Source organism: Mumia quercus (genome assembly GCF_025506335.1).
Classification (GTDB): Bacteria; Actinomycetota; Actinomycetes; order Propionibacteriales; family Nocardioidaceae; genus Mumia; species Mumia quercus.
Genome location: NZ_JANZYO010000008.1, coordinates 87,454 through 105,676, shown reverse-complemented (window position 1 = coordinate 105,676; position 18,223 = coordinate 87,454). Strand labels below are relative to the sequence as shown.

At 71.9% G+C, this 18,223-nt stretch carries 14 protein-coding genes; 7 read left to right on the top strand and 7 right to left on the bottom strand.

Translation table 11 applies throughout. From position 1 onward, the window contains the following. Positions 1 to 15 precede the first annotated feature (15 nt). From NYZ95_RS18590 to NYZ95_RS18580, 3 genes are read left to right on the top strand one after another with little or no spacing between them, the layout of a single operon-like run. A complete protein-coding gene (locus tag NYZ95_RS18590; RefSeq protein WP_262852832.1) occupies positions 16 to 807 on the top strand; it encodes a DeoR/GlpR family DNA-binding transcription regulator in 792 nt (263 codons plus the stop codon). Beyond that, a complete protein-coding gene (locus tag NYZ95_RS18585) occupies positions 804 to 2,141 on the top strand; it encodes a 6-phospho-beta-glucosidase (protein WP_262852831.1) in 1,338 nt (445 codons plus the stop codon). Before NYZ95_RS18590 ends, NYZ95_RS18585 begins: the two co-directional genes overlap by 4 nt. Positions 2,142 to 2,185: 44 nt before the next feature. Further along, positions 2,186 to 2,359 (top strand): hypothetical protein, encoded by a 174-nt coding sequence (locus tag NYZ95_RS18580; protein ID WP_262852830.1) that lies wholly within the window; start codon positions 2,186 to 2,188, stop codon positions 2,357 to 2,359. A gap of 9 nt (positions 2,360 to 2,368) precedes the next feature. Here the strand turns inward: NYZ95_RS18580 and NYZ95_RS18575 are convergent, their stop codons facing one another. The 5 genes from NYZ95_RS18575 to NYZ95_RS18555 all read right to left on the bottom strand — a co-directional run bounded on the left by NYZ95_RS18575 (position 2,369) and on the right by NYZ95_RS18555 (position 6,252). Continuing rightward, on the bottom strand, positions 2,369 to 3,016 hold the full coding sequence (locus NYZ95_RS18575; protein ID WP_262852829.1) for an NADPH-dependent F420 reductase: 648 nt from the start codon (positions 3,014 to 3,016) through the stop codon (positions 2,369 to 2,371). A gap of 45 nt (positions 3,017 to 3,061) precedes the next feature. Then, on the bottom strand, positions 3,062 to 3,412 hold the full coding sequence (locus tag NYZ95_RS18570; protein WP_262852828.1) for a hypothetical protein: 351 nt from the start codon (positions 3,410 to 3,412) through the stop codon (positions 3,062 to 3,064). Positions 3,413 to 3,545: 133 nt separating this feature from the next. Next, positions 3,546 to 4,106: a hypothetical protein gene (locus tag NYZ95_RS18565; protein WP_262852827.1), complete on the bottom strand. Its 561-nt coding sequence runs from the start codon at positions 4,104 to 4,106 to the stop codon at positions 3,546 to 3,548. Between the two features lie 128 nt (positions 4,107 to 4,234). After that, entirely contained in the window at positions 4,235 to 4,387 is a 153-nt protein-coding gene (locus NYZ95_RS18560) for a hypothetical protein (RefSeq protein WP_262852826.1), read from the bottom strand. Further along, positions 4,384 to 6,252: an amidase gene (locus tag NYZ95_RS18555; protein ID WP_262852825.1), complete on the bottom strand. Its 1,869-nt coding sequence runs from the start codon at positions 6,250 to 6,252 to the stop codon at positions 4,384 to 4,386. Before NYZ95_RS18555 ends, NYZ95_RS18560 begins: the two co-directional genes overlap by 4 nt. 159 nt (positions 6,253 to 6,411) lie before the next feature. On the opposite strand from NYZ95_RS18555, the gene pepE reads away from it, so the two are divergent. Then, the gene (pepE, locus tag NYZ95_RS18550) at positions 6,412 to 7,131 is read left to right on the top strand and encodes a dipeptidase PepE (RefSeq protein ID WP_262852824.1); all 720 of its coding nucleotides are present in this window, start codon (positions 6,412 to 6,414) and stop codon (positions 7,129 to 7,131) included. Positions 7,132 to 7,138: 7 nt separating this feature from the next. Here pepE and NYZ95_RS18545 read toward each other — a convergent pair whose 3' ends face one another. Beyond that, on the bottom strand, positions 7,139 to 7,624 hold the full coding sequence (locus NYZ95_RS18545; protein ID WP_262852823.1) for a nucleoside deaminase: 486 nt from the start codon (positions 7,622 to 7,624) through the stop codon (positions 7,139 to 7,141). Between the two features lie 133 nt (positions 7,625 to 7,757). Between NYZ95_RS18545 and NYZ95_RS18540 the strand changes: the two genes are divergently transcribed. From NYZ95_RS18540 to NYZ95_RS18530, 3 genes are all read left to right on the top strand, one after another. Next, positions 7,758 to 10,745, top strand: a complete 2,988-nt coding sequence (locus NYZ95_RS18540) for a glycosyl hydrolase (RefSeq protein ID WP_262852822.1) — start codon at positions 7,758 to 7,760, stop codon at positions 10,743 to 10,745. A gap of 66 nt (positions 10,746 to 10,811) precedes the next feature. Beyond that, positions 10,812 to 12,743: a CocE/NonD family hydrolase gene (locus NYZ95_RS18535; RefSeq protein ID WP_262852821.1), complete on the top strand. Its 1,932-nt coding sequence runs from the start codon at positions 10,812 to 10,814 to the stop codon at positions 12,741 to 12,743. A gap of 187 nt (positions 12,744 to 12,930) precedes the next feature. Further along, the gene (locus NYZ95_RS18530; protein WP_262852820.1) at positions 12,931 to 17,736 is read left to right on the top strand and encodes a family 78 glycoside hydrolase catalytic domain; all 4,806 of its coding nucleotides are present in this window, start codon (positions 12,931 to 12,933) and stop codon (positions 17,734 to 17,736) included. Here NYZ95_RS18530 and NYZ95_RS20515 read toward each other — a convergent pair. Next, positions 17,688 to 18,212, bottom strand: a complete 525-nt coding sequence (locus NYZ95_RS20515) for a Rho termination factor N-terminal domain-containing protein (protein ID WP_262852819.1) — start codon at positions 18,210 to 18,212, stop codon at positions 17,688 to 17,690. The genes NYZ95_RS18530 and NYZ95_RS20515 overlap by 49 nt on opposite strands. Between the last annotated feature and the right edge of the window lie 11 nt (positions 18,213 to 18,223).

Here is an 18,223-nt window from a genome sequence, read left to right as displayed (position 1 = left end):
TGTTATGGTCGCCCTGTGCGCGCCAACCTTCGTCACGAGCGACTGCTCGACCTGCTCGACACGAGCGGTCCGGTCGACGTCGCCACGCTCGCCCGCGTGCTCGACGTGAGCGACGCGACGATCCGGAGAGACCTCTCCGCCCTGGAGAGCGCCGGTCGGCTGCGGCGGTTGCGAGGAGGCGCCGCGCCGGCGCTCGACCGCGAGGCGCCCTTCGAGCGCGTCGCCACGCAGAACCCGCTCGAGAAGCGGGCGATCGCCGAGCAGGCCGCGACCCTCGTCCCCGACGACGCGGTCGTGGTGCTCGACATCGGGACGACCACCAGCCTCCTCGCGCGCGCCCTGCGCGGGCGCCGCGTCACCGTCATCACCTCCAGCCTCGCCGTCTACGACGAGCTGCGTGACGATCCCGTCGTCGACCTGATGCTCCTCGGCGGTCTGGTGCGCACGAACTACCACTCGATGGTCGGGTTCCTGACCGAGCAGGCGATCGCCCAGGTGCAGGCCGACCTGCTCTTCCTCGGCACCAGCGGGGTCCGGCGCGACGGGTCGGTGTTCGACACGACCGCCGTCGAGGTGCCGGTCAAGAAGGCGATGCTGCAGGTCGCCGACCGGGTCGTGCTCCTCGCCGACCACACCAAGCTCCCCGGCGGCGGCTACGCCCGCGTGTGCGGACCCGACCAGTACGACGTGCTCGTCACCGACCAGGGCGTCGACGACGAGACCGCGCGGACGCTGGCGGCGTCCGCCGTCGAGGTCCAGCTCGCCCCGATCGTCCCTGCCGCCTACGACACCCAGGAGGTCACGTGAGACTCACCATCGTCGGCGGCGGAGGTTTCCGGGTCCCGCTCGTCTTCCGTGCGCTCGCGTCGGGCGAGGGCGGCACCAGGGTCGAGGAGCTCGTCCTCCACGACACCAGCGCCGTGCGGCTCCAGCGCATCGCCACCGTCCTCGAGGAGATCGCGCCCGCGCTGCCGAGGCCGCCGCGCGTGCGGTTGACGACCGACCTCACCGACGCGGTCGCGGGTGCGGACTTCGTCTTCTCGGCGATGCGCGTCGGCGGGCTCGCAGGCCGGGTCTGCGACGAGCGCTCCGCCCTCGACCTCGGCGTGCTCGGCCAAGAGACCACCGGGGCCGGCGGCGTCTGCTACGGCCTGCGCACGATCCCGGTGGCGCTCGCGCTCGCGGAGACGGTCCGCCGTGCGGCGCCGGAGGCGTACGTCATCAACTTCACCAACCCGGCCGGCATGGTCACCGAGGCGATGGCGACGGTGCTGGGCCGCCGGGTGATCGGCATCTGCGACTCCCCGGTCGGTCTCTTCAAGCGCGTCGCGCGCGCCTTGGGGATCGCACGCGAGCGGATCGCCTTCGACTACGCCGGGCTCAACCATCTCGGGTGGCTCCACCGCGCGACGGTCGACGGCGAGGACGTGCTGCCGGGCCTGCTTGCCGACCCCGACCGCCTTCGTCAGATCGAGGAGGGGCGGCTCTTCGGACCGCAGTGGCTCCGGTCGCTCGGCACCGTCCCCAACGAGTACCTCTGGTACTGGTACTACACCGCCGACGCCGTCGCCTCGATCGAGCAGGCCGGGCAGACGCGGGGCGAGTACCTGCTCGCGCAGCAGGAGCGCTTCTACGCCGGCGACGCCGACGCGTTCGCGCAGTGGGAGCGCACGCGGCTCGACCGCGAGGAGACGTACATGGCCGAGGGGCGTGCGAGCGCCGACGCCGGCGAGCGCGACGACGAAGACCTCGACGGCGGAGGCTACGACCGCGTGGCGCTCGCGCTGATGGCGGCGATCTCGGGGGACCAGGGTGCGGAGCTCGTCCTCAACGTCCCCAACGAGGGCACCCTCGACGCCGTCGACGCGGACGCGATCGTCGAGGTCCCGTGCCGGGTCGGCGCCGACGGCCCACGGCCGCTCGCCGTGTCGCAGCTGCTCCCGCACGAGCGCGGTCTCGTCACCACGGTGAAGGACGTCGAGCGTACGACGATCGAGGCCGCGGTCTCCGGGTCACGCTCGGCAGCCGTCAAGGCGCTCGCGCTGCACCCGCTGGTGGACTCCGTGACGCACGCGCGCGCGATCCTCGACCGCGAGCTCGCGGCCCTTCCCGAGCTGAGCCGCGTCCTCGTCAATCCCTGAGGCACGCGGGCTGCATCCGGGTCGGGCCACGGGCACAATGAGGCATGGCCAAGACGGCGACCGGCGCGAGCAGCGTCATCTACCCGCTCGGGATCTTCGGTGCCTGGGTGTGGTTCTGGCAGCAGGCGGACGGCTTCTGGGAGTACGTCCTCGCGATCCTTCAGGGCCTCGTGTGGCCCGCCGTCATGGTGTACGAGGTGTTCCAGGCGCTGGCGTGACGGTCAGCGTCACATGTCGCGGTAGCGCTTGGCCTCCGCGGCCTTCTGCTTGAGCTCCTCGGCGTCGAACGACGCGACGTACGCGGGCGTGTCACGCTGCGTGCGCCATCCCTCGGAGAGCGGACCGAGGTCGACGACGTCGAAGCCGGCGCGATCGATGAACTCCGCCACGGTCGCCTTCGCCTCCGCGTCGTCACCGGCGATCGCCAGCGCGCGACGGCCGTCGGACCCCTGCGGCTTGGCGTGGTCGAGGATGTCCGACCACATGATGTGGTTGAACGCCTTGACGACCTTCGAGCTCGGCAGGTGCTGCTGGAGAAGCTCGGAGACCGTCGTCGACTCGTCGTCCAGCGCGGCGATCTGCCCGTCGCGCTGCGGGTAGTAGTTGTTGGTGTCGATCACGACCTTGCCCGCGAGCGGCTCGACGGGGACGGTCGGGATCGCCGCGAGAGGCGTCGACACCACGGCGAGGTCCGCGGCCTCGGCCGCTTCCTCCGCGGTGGCCGCGCGAGCGCGCGGGCCCAGCTCCTCGACGAGCGCGGTGAGCGTCTCGGGTCCCCGCGAGTTGCTGAGGACGACGTCGTAGCCCTGGGCGATCGCCACGCGGGCCAGCTGGCCTCCGATGTGGCCTGAACCGATGAATCCGATGGTGGTCATGAGTCCAGCCAACCGGCGGGCAGGACGAGGTATTCCGGGCCCCGGTCAGGAGGCGAGGTGCAGGCGGCGGCCGGTCGGGCCGTCACCGCGCACGATCCGCACCGCTCCGCCGGCGGCCTTCGTCCGCGCGACGTCGAAGAGGACCTGGACCACCTTGGTCGCGCGCGGTCCCACGACGACCTCGTCCTCCGGCCACAGCGCAGGGACGGTGGGCTCGTGCGGGGTGCCGTCGGCGGCGACGAAGACGGCCGGCACCGACGAGAGGGCAACGGCGCTGTCTCCGCGGTTGCTCACCTCGACGTCAGCGACGACGAAGACGTGGTTCGGGCTGGGACGCCGCCCGTCGAGCGTCCGCCGCACTGCCGATCCAGCCACGCTGAGGTCGATGCCGTACACGGTGGTGCTCCTTCGTCGTCCGCCAGCGGGCTCGTCGGACCGAGCACCGCATCTCCACTTCTACAACGTTCGCGCGCACTCGGCATGACGCGGGTCGCCGATGTGAATCCGGTCATACGGGTCAGCCGGTGCGTCACGGGACAAGAAACTGGAAGCCCGCATCCCTCGCGACCCCCGGTTCCCCGTTCTTGAAGGTCCACACCACCAGCTCGCCGGGACTGCACGCGACGCGGGCGGTCCGGCGGTCAGGGTTGATCGCGACGGCTGCGACGTCGTTGCTCGTCGCGAGCGCGGACGCCAGCCGGTCCTCGGGGAGCGGGCGGCGGAACGTCACGCAGTACGCCGCGCCGGTACCCGTGCGCCGTGCCGACACGACGTTGGGTGAGCCGGTGACGAGCGTGCCGTCGGCGGAGACGACGCCGTACGCGGTGGCGGACCCGGCCGGACCCTGGGCGCCGGTCGCCCCGCGGAGGCCGCGCGGACCCCGGACGGCGACGGCCTTCTTCTTCGAACCCTTCGGGCAACGGCTCTTCTTGGAGGCGCCGACAACCACGTTCTTCTTGGTCAGGCACACCTTCACGCCGCTCGCGCCGGCGCTCACCCTGACGGTGTCGGTGGCCACGGCGGCGCTCGTACCGACGACCCCGAGGACGACGGTGGTGGCGGTGATGACGACAGCAGTTCTCGTACGCATGGTGACTCCTCCTGACGGTCGGAGCCAGTGTGGCGCCGGCGGAGGGTCGCGGTGCTCTCGCTTGTCGTGGCGTCGAGGTCCGCCCGTCGGCCGGGAGGGAATCGGCCGACGGGCGGAGCGTGCGGGAGCTACTCCGCGATCTCGTACGCGTAGTGGCTGGTGCCCAGCTTCGGCTCCCAGCCGACGGTCAGGAAGGGCTGCGGCGGCGACGCGGCCTCACCCAGCGGGAACCCGGCGTTGACGAGGGGCCCCCACGCGACAGTCAGGAACGGTTCGCTCACGACCAGGCCTCCTCAGCGACCAGCGGGTCGTTCGACAGCTCCGGCGGGACGGCCTCGACCTGCGGGACGCTGCGCCGAGCCATGGGGGCGGAGACGTCCGGGTCGGCCGGCGCCTTGCCGTGGTACTCCGGGAACACGCTCTGGAAGTCGAGCGCGGCCTGGATGATCTCCGGCTCGCTGAACCGCGGACCCCAGAACGCCGCGTTCACGGGCAGACCGAGCGTGCTGTCGTAGCCGATCGGGAAGGTGACCATCGGCCACGCGAGCGCGTTCGGCAGCTGGTAGAACGTCCGGTAGTTGCGCAGCTGCGTCCCACCGAACCGCGGTCCGACCTGTGCGCCGATGGGGAGCACGAGCATGAAGTCGACCCCCGCCTCGTCGAGCGCGCGCTGGTAGTTCGCCTGCAGGATCCGCCGACGGCGCTCGCCCTCGTCGCGCACCGACGCCGGGATCTTGCCCGCGTTCGCCGTCGCCGTGTCGAAGTCGCCGAACTGACGGCGCAGCGCCGCCTCGTTGTCGGGGTACGCCGCCGCGAACTGCTTGACGGCCTCCCAGTAACGGATCTCGTACCGGTTCGGGCTGAGCACCGCCGACGCCGGCGACACGACCGTGCCGTCGGGCAGCGGGAGGCGCTCGCTGGTGCGGAAGTACGGATCGTTCTCGGGCTTCGTCACGTCGAGACCCTCGAACTCGACCACCTTGGCGCCCAGCGAGCGGAGCTGGGAAGTGAACCGCTCGAACGCGGCCAGGTAGTCGGGATCGTAGGTGCTCGCAGGAGCCGCCCCGGTCCCGCCACCCGACATCCAGTCGGTCTGGGGGATGCCGATCGTCGTCCCCGCGAGCGGCCGCCGACCGCGCCGCGGTGCCGTCGGGATGTCGGGGAACGGGATCGGAGCCGCGAGGGTCAGCGGGTCGTTCTCGCCGTCCGGGCCGACCATCACCGAGAAGATGAGCGCGGCGTCGCGGACGCTGCGCGCGATCGGTCCGAGCACGTCGTACCCGGGGGAGAGCGGCATCACGCCGGCGGTCGAGCTGGCGCCGAGCGACGGCTTGATGCCGCTGGCGCCGTTGGCCGCCGCCGGCATGATGATCGACCCGCCGGTCTCCTCGCCGATCGCGGCGGCCGCCAGGCGTGCCACCGGAGCGACTCCCGATCCCTGGCTCGAGCCGCCGGGGATGTAGTCCTTGTTCCAGGCGTTGCCGGCGAACGTGCCAGAGATGGAGCCCGAGAACGCCGAGGCGATCGTGTGCCCGAGGATCACCGCGCCCGCCGCGCGCAGCTTGGCGACGACGGTGGAGTCCCGGTGCGCGACGTTGCCCGTGTAGGCGTGCGTGCCGTTCTTCGCCTCGAGCCCGGCGACGCCGACCGAGTCCTTGATGCCGAACGGGATGCCGAGCAGCAGGGGCAGCTCCTCGGACCGACGAGCCGTGCGGAGACGCTTGTCGGCCGCCGCGGCCTGCGCCAGCGCGCCCTTGCGGTCGACACGCACGAAGGCGTTGTAGCCGCCGTTGTCGCCGTAGGTCTCGAAGGGGCCGTTGAGGGCGTCGATGCGGGCGAGGTACGCCTTCGTGATCTCCGTCGACGTGAGGCGTCCTGCCCGCAGCAGCACGATCATCTCCGCGATCTCGTAGTCGACGACCCGCTTGCGGCGGGGGATGTCCGAAAGACGCGGGAGACCGTCGAGGACGCGGTCGCGAGGCGAGGCTGCCGGCGCCGCCTGCGCGGATGCGGCGGTGCCGGCGACGGTCGCCACGGCGACACCGCCGGCGACGACGGCCGAGCGGCCGAGGAGCGAGCGACGGCTGAGGCCCGCCGGGTCCGCCGAGTCCGACGAGGACGGTGAGGGTGGTGCGGTGATCGACAAACGAGTGCTCCGATCCGAGAGACAGCGTGACGCTGTCACGCTGGCAGAGCGTGCCACCAGGTCGTTGAAGCCGAAATAACTGCGCGGCAACAAGAATTCATCAGTCGGTAATCGACGCCTGGCCGGTCGACGGGCGCGGCCGCCACGGATAATCGGGGCGTGCACCTGTTGCTGCTGTCGAGCTCGACCCTGCACGGTCAGCCCTACCTGGCGTACGCGCGGCAGGCGATCGTCGCCCACGTGCCGGAGGGTGCGACGGTCGCCTTCGTCCCGTACGCACTCGCCGACCACGATGCGTACGCGGCGAAGGTCGCCGAGGCCCTCAACCCGCTCGGCATGTCGGTCGTGGGCGTCCACACCGCCCGCGACCCGAGGGGTGTGCTCGATGCTGCGGACGCGGTGTTCGTCGGTGGCGGCAACACGTTCCGTCTGCTGGCGACGCTGCAGCGGACCGGCCTCCTGCCGGTGATCCGCGAGCGCGTCCGCGACCGGCTGCCGTACGTGGGCTCGAGCGCCGGCACGAACCTCGCGTGCCCGACCATCCGTACGACCAACGACATGCCGATCGTCGAGCCGGACGGCTTCGCCGCGCTCGGCCTCGTCCCGTTCCAGATCAACGCGCACTTCCTCGACGCCGACCCGGCCAGCACGCACATGGGGGAGACGCGCGAGGAGCGGCTGCGTCAGTTCCTCGAGGAGAACGACGTGCCCGTCCTCGCCATGCGCGAGGGTGCGTGGCTGCGGGTGAGCAACGGTGCGGCCGAGCTGGGCGGCAGCGCGGGTGCGCGCCTGCTGCGCCGCGGTGAGCCCTCGGCCGAGCTGGCGGAGGGCGCCGACCTCTCCGGCCTCCTCGTGTCGCCGGCGCGCTTCGACGCGTAAATCGCCCTCACTGCGGGCCGAAGCACCGCTCGTACATCGCCTCGACCTCGCCCGCGAGCTGCGGGACCGGCCCTTCGACCGGTACGCGCGGGGCGACGGCGGTGATCGGCAGCGCAGCCACGGGCGACGGCGCGAGGCCCCACTGCTCGCGGAGCTCCGCGAGCCGGGCGCCCGCCACGACGTACACGATGCGGCCGAGCTCGGCCCAGCCGTGGGCGGCGGCGCACATCGCGCAGTGCTCGCCCGACGTGTAGACGGTGGCGGCCGCACGTGCGCCGGGGGAGAGCTGTGCGGCGGCCCACTGCGCGATCGCGAGCTCCGGGTGACGCGTCGCGTCGCCGCCCTTCACGCGGTTGTGGTCCTCGAAGAGGACCTGTCCGTCGCCGCCGACGAGGACCGACCCGAAGGGTTCGTCGCCCTCGGCGAGGGCGAGACCCGCAAGCTCGACGCAGCGGCGCAGGTGGTGGAGGTCGGTGTCGGTGAGTCCGCTCATCGCCTCAGTGTGCCGGGTCGCAGGCCCAGAGGGTTTGGCCGGTTCCGGCCACGAGGTGGCTGCCGGTGTGGCGTGCGTCATACGCTGCGGACACCAGCAGGTGAAACGTTTCATTCCCGATCGAGGAGCAGATGTGCCAGATCGACCTAGCGAGTCCTCCCTCAGCCGCCGGACCTTCATCGCGGCCTCGGCCGTGGCCGGCGCCGGCTTGGCGTGGGGGCCCGGAGCACTGACCCCCGCGGCGGCCGCGGGCGCGGGATGGCGGGGCGTCGAGCAGACCTTCGCCGACCCCGCGAGCCGGTACGGGGCGCGCTTCCGGTGGTGGTGGCCGCACGGCCTGGTCGATCCGGGCCAGGTCCAGCGCGAGGTGCGCGAGATCGCCCGTGCCGGTTTCGGCGGCATGGAGATCGCCGACGTCCACCACAGCATCCGCGACGGTGGGGCGCTCGACCCGGAGGGGCACGGCTGGGGCACCCCGGCCTGGACCACCGCCGTCAAGGCCGCGTTCCGCCAGGCCGACCGCGACGGCGTCACGCTCGACCTGACGGCGGGCCCGTCGTGGCCGGCCGCCGTCCCCGGCGTCACGCCCGACGACGACGCGGCGATCAAGGAGCTCGCCCACGGCCTGGCCACCGTCGAGGCCGGCCAGACGTACGACGGCGAGGTGCCGGCACCGGTCGTCGCCGCCGAGGAGCACGTGCAGAAGACGACGCTCCTCGCGGTCCAGGCCGTCCGTCTCGTCACCCCCTCGACCCGGGAGAGCACGCTCGACGCCTCGTCGCTGGTCGACCTCACTGCCGAGGTGCGCGACGGCCGCATCCGCTGGACGGCGCCGGCCGAGGGCACGTGGCTCCTCTTCTCGTACTGGGAGCGCGGATCGGGACAGCTCCCCGAGGCCGGCCCGCACACCAGCCCTGAGGCGTTCGTCGTCGACCACTTCAGTGCGAAGGGCACCAAGGCGGTGACCGACTTCTGGGAGGAGAACATCCTCGACCGGGAGCTGCGGCGTCTCATCAAGCGCGCCGGCGCCACGTTCTTCGAGGACTCCCTCGAGATCGAGACCGGTGCCACGATCTGGACGCCGGGGATGCTGGAGGCGTTCCGCGCCCGCAACGGCTACGACCTCGCACCGTTCCTGCCCGTGATCGTCGAGGTGAAGGAGAAGTACCTCTACACCTACGACCCCGACCTGACGACGCGGGTGCGCGACGACCTCGCGATGACGTTCAGCGACCTCTACCGCGACCACCACCTGATCCCGCTGCGCGACTGGGCGCACGACCTCGGGCTCGAGCTGCGCATCCAGGCGTACGGGCTCGAGACCGACACGCTCGCGCACTCGGGGCTCCTCGACCAGCCCGAGACGGAGTCGCTGGGGTTCAAGAACCTCGACGACTACCGCGTCATGGCCGGCGGTCGCGACCTCGCGGGACGGACGATCCTGTCGTGCGAGGCGGCGGCGTACAACGGCGCGGCGTACAACGTGACGTGGGACCGCGTGCTCACCACGCTCAACAGCATCTACGCCGCCGGCGTCAACCAGGCGGTCCTGCACGGCTACCCGTACGCCGAGGCGCCCGGCGCGGCGTGGCCCGGCTTCGCGGCGTTCTCCCCGTACGGGGGAGCGCCGGGCTACTCCGAGGCGTGGGGACCGCGCCAGCCGAGCTGGAAGCACGTCCCCGCGATCGCCGACTACCTCCGCCGTACGCAGTGGGTGCTGCAGCAGGGCCGCAACCGGACCGACCTCGTCTACTTCCGTCAGAAGGGGTGGGCGGCAACCGGCATCGGTGCACAGTGGGCCACGAACGACGGCATCCCGCTCGGGTGGAGCCACACCTTCATCTCCTCGGCCGTCCTCGCCGACGACTCCGTGACGCTGCGCGACGGGCGCCTGGCACCCGACGGCCCGGCGTACAAGGCGATGGTGGTCGAGGGCGACGCCTTCCGCGGGCGCCGTACGACGCTGACCGTCGAGGCGGCGAAGAAGATCGCCGACCTCGCGAAGCGGGGCTTCCCGATCGTCTTCCTCGGCGACTGGAGCACGCCGACCGCGGACGGCAGGGGGACGGCAGCCGACGACGCCGTCGTCGCCGAGGCCGTCCGCACCGCCTTCGCCCAGCCCAACGTCCGCAACGCGGCGGTGGCCGCCGACATCCCGACGGCGCTGGCCGACCTCGGGGTCGAGCGCCAGGTGAGCCACGAGCGCTCGACGGTCGTGCACCAGCACCGTCGTACGGGCGACGCCGACCTGTTCCTGCTCGCCAACGCACGGCACGCGGAGAACCGGCCGCTCAGCCTCGTCGAGCAGGAGGTGTCGCTCACCGCGACGCGCGGTGGCGACCTCGTGCCGTACGTGCTCGACGCGTGGACGGGCGAGGTGCGCCGCGTCGCGGTGTACCGCCAGGAGGGGCGCACCTTCACCGTCCGTGTCCGCCTCACGCCGGGCTCGACCACGGTGGTCGCGCTGGCGTCACGTGGCTGGGCCGACAAGCGCAGCGCCAAGACCGCGCACGTCGTCTCGACCGACGCCGCCGACGCACGCCTCGAGGCACGCTCCCTGGTCGTACGGGCGTCGGCGGCCGGTGCGTACAGCGTCGCGCTGAGCAACGGCCGGACGAGGACCGCGCGAGTCGCCGCCGTGCCGGACCCGGTGGAGCTGACGTCGTGGACGCTGGTCGTCGAGGACTGGCGGCCCGGGCGTACGCCGACGACCACCGACACCGTGCGCTCGGTCCACCGCCTCGAGACCCTCGTGCCGTGGACCGAGGTGCCGGGTCTGGAGGACGCCTCCGGCATCGGGCGCTACACGACGACGGTCACCCTGCCGCGTACGTGGGACCGGACGGTAGGGGCGTACCTCGACCTCGGCGCGGTCCTCGGGACCTACGCCGTCAAGGTGAACGGGCGCGCGGTCGTCGCGTCGCCGACCGACACCCGCGTCGACGTCGGGCACCTGCTGCGCGCGGGCGTGAACCACGTGGAGGTCGAGGTCGCGACCACGCTGTTCAACCGCATGCGCACGGCGCAGCCCGAGGTGTTCGGCGGGGCTGCCCGCGTGCGCACGGGGCTGGTGGGCCCGGTACGCGTGCTCCCGTACGGCGAGGCGACGGTCGACGCCTGACCACATGACGGACATTTCATCGCAAGCAGAGTGCGGAGGGGGACCCTGCACGCCACACTGCGTCCCATGCACCTCACGAACGTGGCGCGGCGCGCGCGCAGACCCCGTGGCGGGGTTGCCCTGCTCCTCACTCTGACCCTCACCGGCACGGCCCTGGCCGCCGGCACCGTGACCACTGCGTCCGCGGCGCCGGCGGCCAAGCCGTACGTCCTCCAGGGCGGTGTCTCCGCCCCCGTCTACAGCTACGCGGACGCCATCCGCGAGACCGTCTGGGTGCTCGCACCCGACTTCGACGGCGACGGCGAGAAGGACAAGATCGCGGCGGACATCGTGCGCCCGCGCGAGCTCGACGCGCGCGGCGTCGACGTCCCGGTCGTCATGGACGCCAGCCCGTACTACACGAGCCTGTGCCGCGGGAACGAGGCGGAGTGCAAGAGGTTCGACGCCGACGGCAACCTGGAGAAGTTCCCGCTCTTCTACGACAACTACTTCGTCCCCCGCGGATACGCGTACATCGCGGCTGACGTCGCGGGGACCTCGCGCTCGGCCGGCTGCGTCGACACCGGCGGCAAGTCCGACGTCGGCTCGATCAAGGCCGTGGTCGAGTGGCTCAACGGCAACGCCGAGGCCGTCGACGCCGACGGCAACCCGGTGAAGGCCGACTGGAGCAACGGCAAGACAGGCATGATCGGCAAGAGCTACGACGGCACGATCGCCAACGGCGTCGCTGCCACCGGCGTGAAGGGCCTCGAGACGATCGTACCGATCGGCTCGATCAGCTCCTGGTACGACTACAGCCGCTCGCAGGGCCTGCCGTACAGCTGGAACTACTCCAGCGGTCTGGCCAGCCGCGTCGCCGCGAACCGCACCATGCCGCAGGACTGCTCGGCGACGCTGCAGCGGATGAACGACGAGGACGCCGACGAGACTGGCGAGCACAACGCCTTCTGGGACGAGCGCAACTACCGTGACTCGGTCGAGCTCAACGCCAAGAAGGTCAAGGCGAGCGTCTTCATCTTCCACGGCCTGCAGGACACCAACGTCAAGACGCGGCACTTCTCGACCTGGTGGGAGGCGCTCGGCAAGGCCGGTGTCACCCGCAAGATGTGGCTCAGCCGCGTCGGGCACATCGACCCGTTCGACATCGACCGCGACGACTGGGTACGTACGCTGCACCGCTGGTTCGACCACGAGCTGATGGACATCAAGAACGGGATCCTGCGCGAGCCTGCCGTGCGCGTCGAGACCACGCCCAACCACTGGGTCGAGTCCCGCACGTGGCCGGTCCGTCCCGCGGCGACGACGCTTCGTCCGCAGGCGGACGGCAGCCTGCGTCTCATGCCGGCCAAGGCCACGCAGAGCTGGGTCAACTCGCCGAGCCAGCGTGAGAACGCGGCGGTCGCCGAGGGCACCAACGCCAACCGGCTCCTGTACGCGACCAGCCCGCTGCTCGCCGACGCACGGATGAGCGGCTCGATGGTCGCGAGGCTGCGCGTGACGACGGAGGTCCCGACCGGCCAGGTCGGCGTCATGCTCGTCGACTACGGCGAGGCGGACCGCGTGCTCACCACCGGTGACGGCGCGTCCACGACGACGACCGAGACGTGCGTCGGCGAGTCCACCCCGGCCGACGACGCGTGCTACTTCACGATGGCGCGCAACGTGGGGACGACGCCGCTGCAGATCCTCGGCCGCGGCTGGGCACGCCTCGACGGTGCGGGAACGCACGACGTCACGGTCACGCTCGACCCGGACGACGCGATCGTCAAGAAGGGTCACCGCCTCGGCGTCGTCGTGGTGGGTGCGGCCAACGGCCGCGTGCGCAACGTCGACACGAGCGCGTCGACGTACACGCTCGACCTGGCGAAGTCGAGCTTCGCGCTGCCGGGCCTCGCGCTGCCGCAGCCGACCTGGGCGAAGGGCTGGGACTGGCTGCCGAAGCGCAACGAGCTCGTCCCGGGCACGGTCGCACGTGAGACGCGCGTCCTGACGCCCTGACGGTCCCGCCCCATCCCCGATGTGGTCGCTTCTCCACGCAATCCCTTCTGGATTCGGTGGGAAAGTGCCCACATCGGGGTCGGTGCCTGGCCGGAACCGGCCAGGCACCTTGACCACAGTGTGACGTGGCTCATAGGTTCGGCGACCAGAGTTGAATCGATTCAACGCCGAGGAACCGGGAGCCGCCGTGAGCGCGACCAGATCTGCTTTCCCCTCGAGAGCCAGGCAGGCGGTCGTCGTCGCCGGCGCATTCGTCCTCGCCCTCACCGGCGTCGGGCTCCCTGCCCCTTCCACCGCGGTGCCGGCCACGAACGACACCAGGTCGCCGGTGACCGTCGGCGGTCTGGAGGTCGAGAACCACACCTCTCCGCTCGGCGTCGACGCCGCACAGCCGAGGCTCTCGTGGATCCTCGAGTCCGACGCGCGCGACCAGACGCAGTCCGCCTACGAGGTCGAGATCGCGAGCTCCGCCGCACGGCTCGCGGCGGGGGAGGCCGACGTCTGGGACACCGGACGTGTGGCCTCGCGCAGGAGCTTCGCGATCGCGTACGGCGGGCCCGACCTGGCGAGCGAGACGACCTACCACTGGCGCGTACGGGTCTGGGACGGGCGTGACCGCGTGGCCGCCTGGAGCGCACCCGCGCGCTTCGAGACGGGTCTCCTCGACGCCGGCGACTGGGGGGACACCCGTTGGATCTCCCCAGCGTCGAAGGCCGCTGGCGGGAGCTACCTGCGCGGGACGACCGACGTACGCGGCGCCGTCACCCGCGCCCGTCTGTACGTCGCCGGCCGCGGGAACTTCGAGCGGGGACCCGACGGTCAGGGCATCTGCTGCGAGCAGAACTTCGGGCTCGCCCGCGGCATCTACGAGGCGACGCTGAACGGTGAGCGCGTCGGCGACGACCGCCTCCAGGCGGAGCCGACCGACACGCGTGTCCGGGCGCACTACCGGACGTACGACGTGACCGATCTCGTCGACGACGGCCGCAATGTGCTCGGACTCCAGATCGGGGAGGACTCCGACGTGCTCGCGCTCCTGCGTCTCACCACGGCTGACGGCGAGACGACCACGCTGCGCACCGACGGGACCTGGGTCTCCCATGCGGGCCCGGTCGTCCGTGCGAACCGGTTCAACGGCGAGACCTACGACGCCCGCCGGGAGGTCGCGGGCTGGGACACCCCGGAGTACGACGCGTCGGCGTGGACCCCGGCGATGGTCGCCTCGGGTGGCCTCGGGACGCTCACCTCCGCACCGCACGAGCCGATGCGGGTGACGCGCAGCCACGAGGCGGTCAAGGTCACGAGCCCCGCGGACGGCGTGCACGTCTTCGACTTCGGCACCAACATGTCCGGCTGGACGCGGCTGCGCGCCTCGTTGCCTGCCGGTGCCACGGTGTCGGTGAAGCACGGTGAGCGCCTCACCAACGGTCGTGTCGACAACGCCGTGATCGGCGCCGCGCAGACCAACCGCTACACCGCTGCACGTGACGGCGACGTCGACTGGGAGCCGCGGTTCGTCTACGCCGGCTTCCGATGGGTCGAGGTCACCGGACTCGCCGAGGCGCCGTCCGCGACGACGCTCGTCGCCCAGGAGGTCCACAACGACGTGGCGCGGACCGGGACGTTCGACAGCTCCGACGACCTGCTCGACCGGCTCCACGAGGCCAACGTCCAGACCCAGGTCAACGGTCTGCACGGCGTTCCCGAGGACACACCGACCCGCGAGAAGCGTGGCTGGATGGCCGACGCGCACATCGCCGCCGAGGCGCTGGTGAACAACCTCGACATGCAGGCGTTCTACGAGAAGTTCGTGACCGACATGGCGGACGCGCAGCGAGCGGACGGCCAGGTGCCCGACATCGTGCCGGTCGAGCCGACGGCGGGGTGGCAGAACCGGTCGGACCCGGCCTGGGCAGCGGCCACGGTGCTGATCCCCGGCTACCTGCAGCGGATGTACGGCGACGGGAGCGTCGTCGCCAGGCACTACGACTCGATGGCGCGCTGGATCGCGTACGTGGAGACGACGACGTCCGGCGGCCTGGTCACTCGTCCGACCCAGCAGTGGGGGCAGGACTGGCTCGGGGTCGAGAGCACCGAGGGAACGCTCTTCCGCAGCGTCTTCTACTTCTGGGTGCTGCGTGAGATGACGACGATGGCGACGCAGACCGGCCACGACGAGGACGCCGCGCGCTTCCGTGCGCGGGCGGCACAGGTGCGCGACGCCGTCAACGCCCGCTACTTCGACGAGGTCGACGCGACGTACGGCCCGAGCCAGTTCTCGAACGCCTTCCCGCTCCTGCTCGGGGTAGTCCCCGACGGCCGCGAGAAGGACGTGCTCGCCACGCTCGTGTCGCAGGTCGAGGCGAAGGACGGCCACTTCACCGGTGGCCTCCCGGGTATCAAGTACATCCCGGAGGCCCTCGCCGCGTACGGCCGGTCCGACCTCGTGCTCGACGTCGTCCGCAACGAGGAGTACCCCGGCTGGGGCTACATGCTCGCCAACGGTCCGGGAACGATCTGGGAGGACTGGCGAGGCGCTTCCTCGCTGAACCACCCGATGTTCACCTCGATCGACGCCTGGCTGTACGACCGGGTGGCGGGCATCGGTCAGACCGCGGACTCGACTGGGTACGAGACGCTCCGGGTGGACCCCGAGCTGCACGACGCGCTCGACGAGGCGCGCGCGACGATCCGCACTCCCCGGGGCGAGGCGTCGACCCACTGGTTCCACCGCGACGGTGCGCTGGTGCAGCGCGTCACCGTGCCCGTCGGCGCGACCGCCGAGGTCCGCGTCCCGGGTGCGGGCGTCGAGGACGTGGTCGAGGGGACCGGGCGCGAGCGCGGGTACGCCGCCGACCGTCCCGGGGTCCGCGCGGTGAAGGCGTCCGGCAAGGACGCCGTGGTCACGATCGGTTCGGGCGCCTACGAGCTGAGCGTCGATCGGACGGCCGGTGCGCTGCGCCGCGCCGAGGACGGGCTCCAGGCGGTCCGCGAGGAGGTCGACCGGCTCGCCCGAGAAGGCGAGCTGTCGGCTGCTGGACGCGCACGCCTGCGCGCGGCGGCGACGGCGGCCGACGCGTCGGTGCGGGTCGCGTCTGCGCTGCGGATGAAGGGCCAGACCACCGCCGCCGACGAGGCGACCGCGGTGGCGCTGCGCCTCACGAACCTGTTTGCGGCCGCCGTCGCGCAGGAAAACCGGCGTGGCGCCCTCAGCGAGGAAGGGTACGCCGAGCTCCGGCCGCTGGTCGACCGCGTGGCGCGCCTCCTCGCTCCCGAGGTGTCGCGTGCGAACGGCGTCACGGTCACGGCGACCCCTGCCGGTCGGCTGCTGCCGGGGGAGAAGACCACGGTCGAGGTCCGTGTCGAGAACGCCGGACGCACGGCCTTGAGCACCGACGGTCTCTCCTTCGAGCCGCCCGCCGGGTGGACCGTGACCACCGCGTCCCCGCTGCCGGCCCGCATCGGTGCCGGATCGAGCGCCACGGCGCGGGTCGAGGTGACGGTCGCTAAGCAGCAGGAGCTGGGTCCCGTCGTGCTGCCCGGGACGGCGTCGTACACGGTCAAGCAGATCGATGTCGACCACCCGTTCACCGTCGAGGCCGTGGTGGAGGCGCCGGTCGAGGTCGGCGCCCTGACGGTGGCGCCGCGCGTCGTGAGCCAGCGAGAGGCAGCGACGCTGAGCCTGCCGCTGCGCAACCTGAGCCCGACCCGTGCGAGCAGTGTCGAGCTGCGGCCGGTCACGGTGCCGGAGGGCTGGACGCTCTCCGACGACAGGGTCGTCACGGTGCCTGCTGACGGGAGTGCGACCGCTCAGCTCGCGCTCACCGCCTCCGACGGTGCGAGCGCGACGGGTCGCGTCGTGCTCGACGTGTACGCCGACGACGCGTTCGTCGGGCGGGTGCGGGGTGAGGCGTTCCTGCGAGGGCCGGGATGCTCCGCCGACCCGTCGGGCGAGGCATGCCTCCCGGCAGGGATGGGCCTCCTCTTCAACTTCGAGGACGGGCTCGACGGCTGGACGGCGGGGGAGGGCACCGCGACCGTCGAGTCGGTCCGCTCGTTCGCGAACGGCCCTGGCGGACCGCGCCTCGGGACAGGCGCCCTCGAGGCGAGCCCCGTCGCGGGGCGGCCCGCGAACGCGTGGCGTGCGGTCGAGGTGTCGCCGTCGTCGCCGATCGCCGTCGGCGACGCGACGAGCCTGCTGGCCTACGTGAACGCCTACGGCGGGGGAGGGACGACGTCCGAGGTCCGGGTGCGGCTGACCGGCGAGGGAGCCGACCCGTACGAGTCGACCGTGCAGATCACCCCGGACCGCTGGAACAAGGTCGAGGTGGACCTGCGCTCGTGGTCGGCGACCACCCTCACTGGCATCGAGATCGCCTTCCGGGGGAGCAACGCCGGAGGCTGGGCCGGTCGCTTCCAGGTCGACCAGGTCGTGCTGGACCGCGCGCCGCAGGTCCCCGCCCAGGCGGGCAATCTGGCGGCGGGCAAGCCGGTCACGGCGCGCCGTACGCTCAGCTGCTGCGGCTGGTCTGCGGCCGCGCTGACCGACGGGGTGCGCGAGAGCACGCCGTCGTCGAAGGGCTACACGAGCGACCCGTGGAGCACGGTGCCCGCGTCAGAGGAGTGGGTGGTCGTCGACCTCGGCGCGGCGCGCGACCTCGGGTCCGTGTGGGTCTACCCGCGCACGGAGGTCCCCGGCGACGGACGAGGCACGAGCGGCGCGAACTTCCCGCTGGACTTCGACCTCCAGGTCTCCGACGACGGCACGACGTGGCGTACGGTCCGCTCGCTCGTCGGGCAGGCCACCGACGGCAGCCGCCCGCTCGGCTACGACGTCGAGGGCAACGGCCGGTACGTACGGCTGCATACCCACACCCTCGGACGCCCGTCGCCGGACGAGGCGGGAGCCGGTTTCCACCGCCTTCAGCTGGCCGAGCTCGAGGTCTACCCGCCCAGTCGCGAGACCAGCTCGGACTTGGACATGCGGGAGTAGCCCTTCACGCCCTTCGTCTGGGCCGCCTTGCGCAGCTCGGCGACCGTCATGGAGGCGTACGAGCCGCCGCTCGCGGCCGTCGTCTTCGTGGCGGTCGCCCGGCTGCCCGTCGTCTTCGTGGCGGTCGCCCGGCTGCCCGTCGTCTTCCTGGCCGGCGACTTGCGTGCGGTCGTCTTCCTCGTTGCCGTCTTCTTCGCCGCCGCGGTGGTCGTGCTCGAATCGCCTCCGCCGCCGTCACGCAGCGAGCCGCGCAGGCGGTCGATCTCGGCGCGCGCTGCCTCCGCGCTCTCGGCGATCTGACGCTGGGCGGACTTCGTCGCCTTGCGGATCGCCTTCTCCGCATCGGTGCGCGCCCGGTCGGCATCCTTGCGTGCCTTCTTGAGCCGGCCGGTGGCGTCGTCGAGCGCCTTCTCCAGGTCACCGACCCGCTTGCGGACCTGGACCTCGACCTTGCTGGGTTTCGCGTTCTTCGCCACGGTTCCTCCTG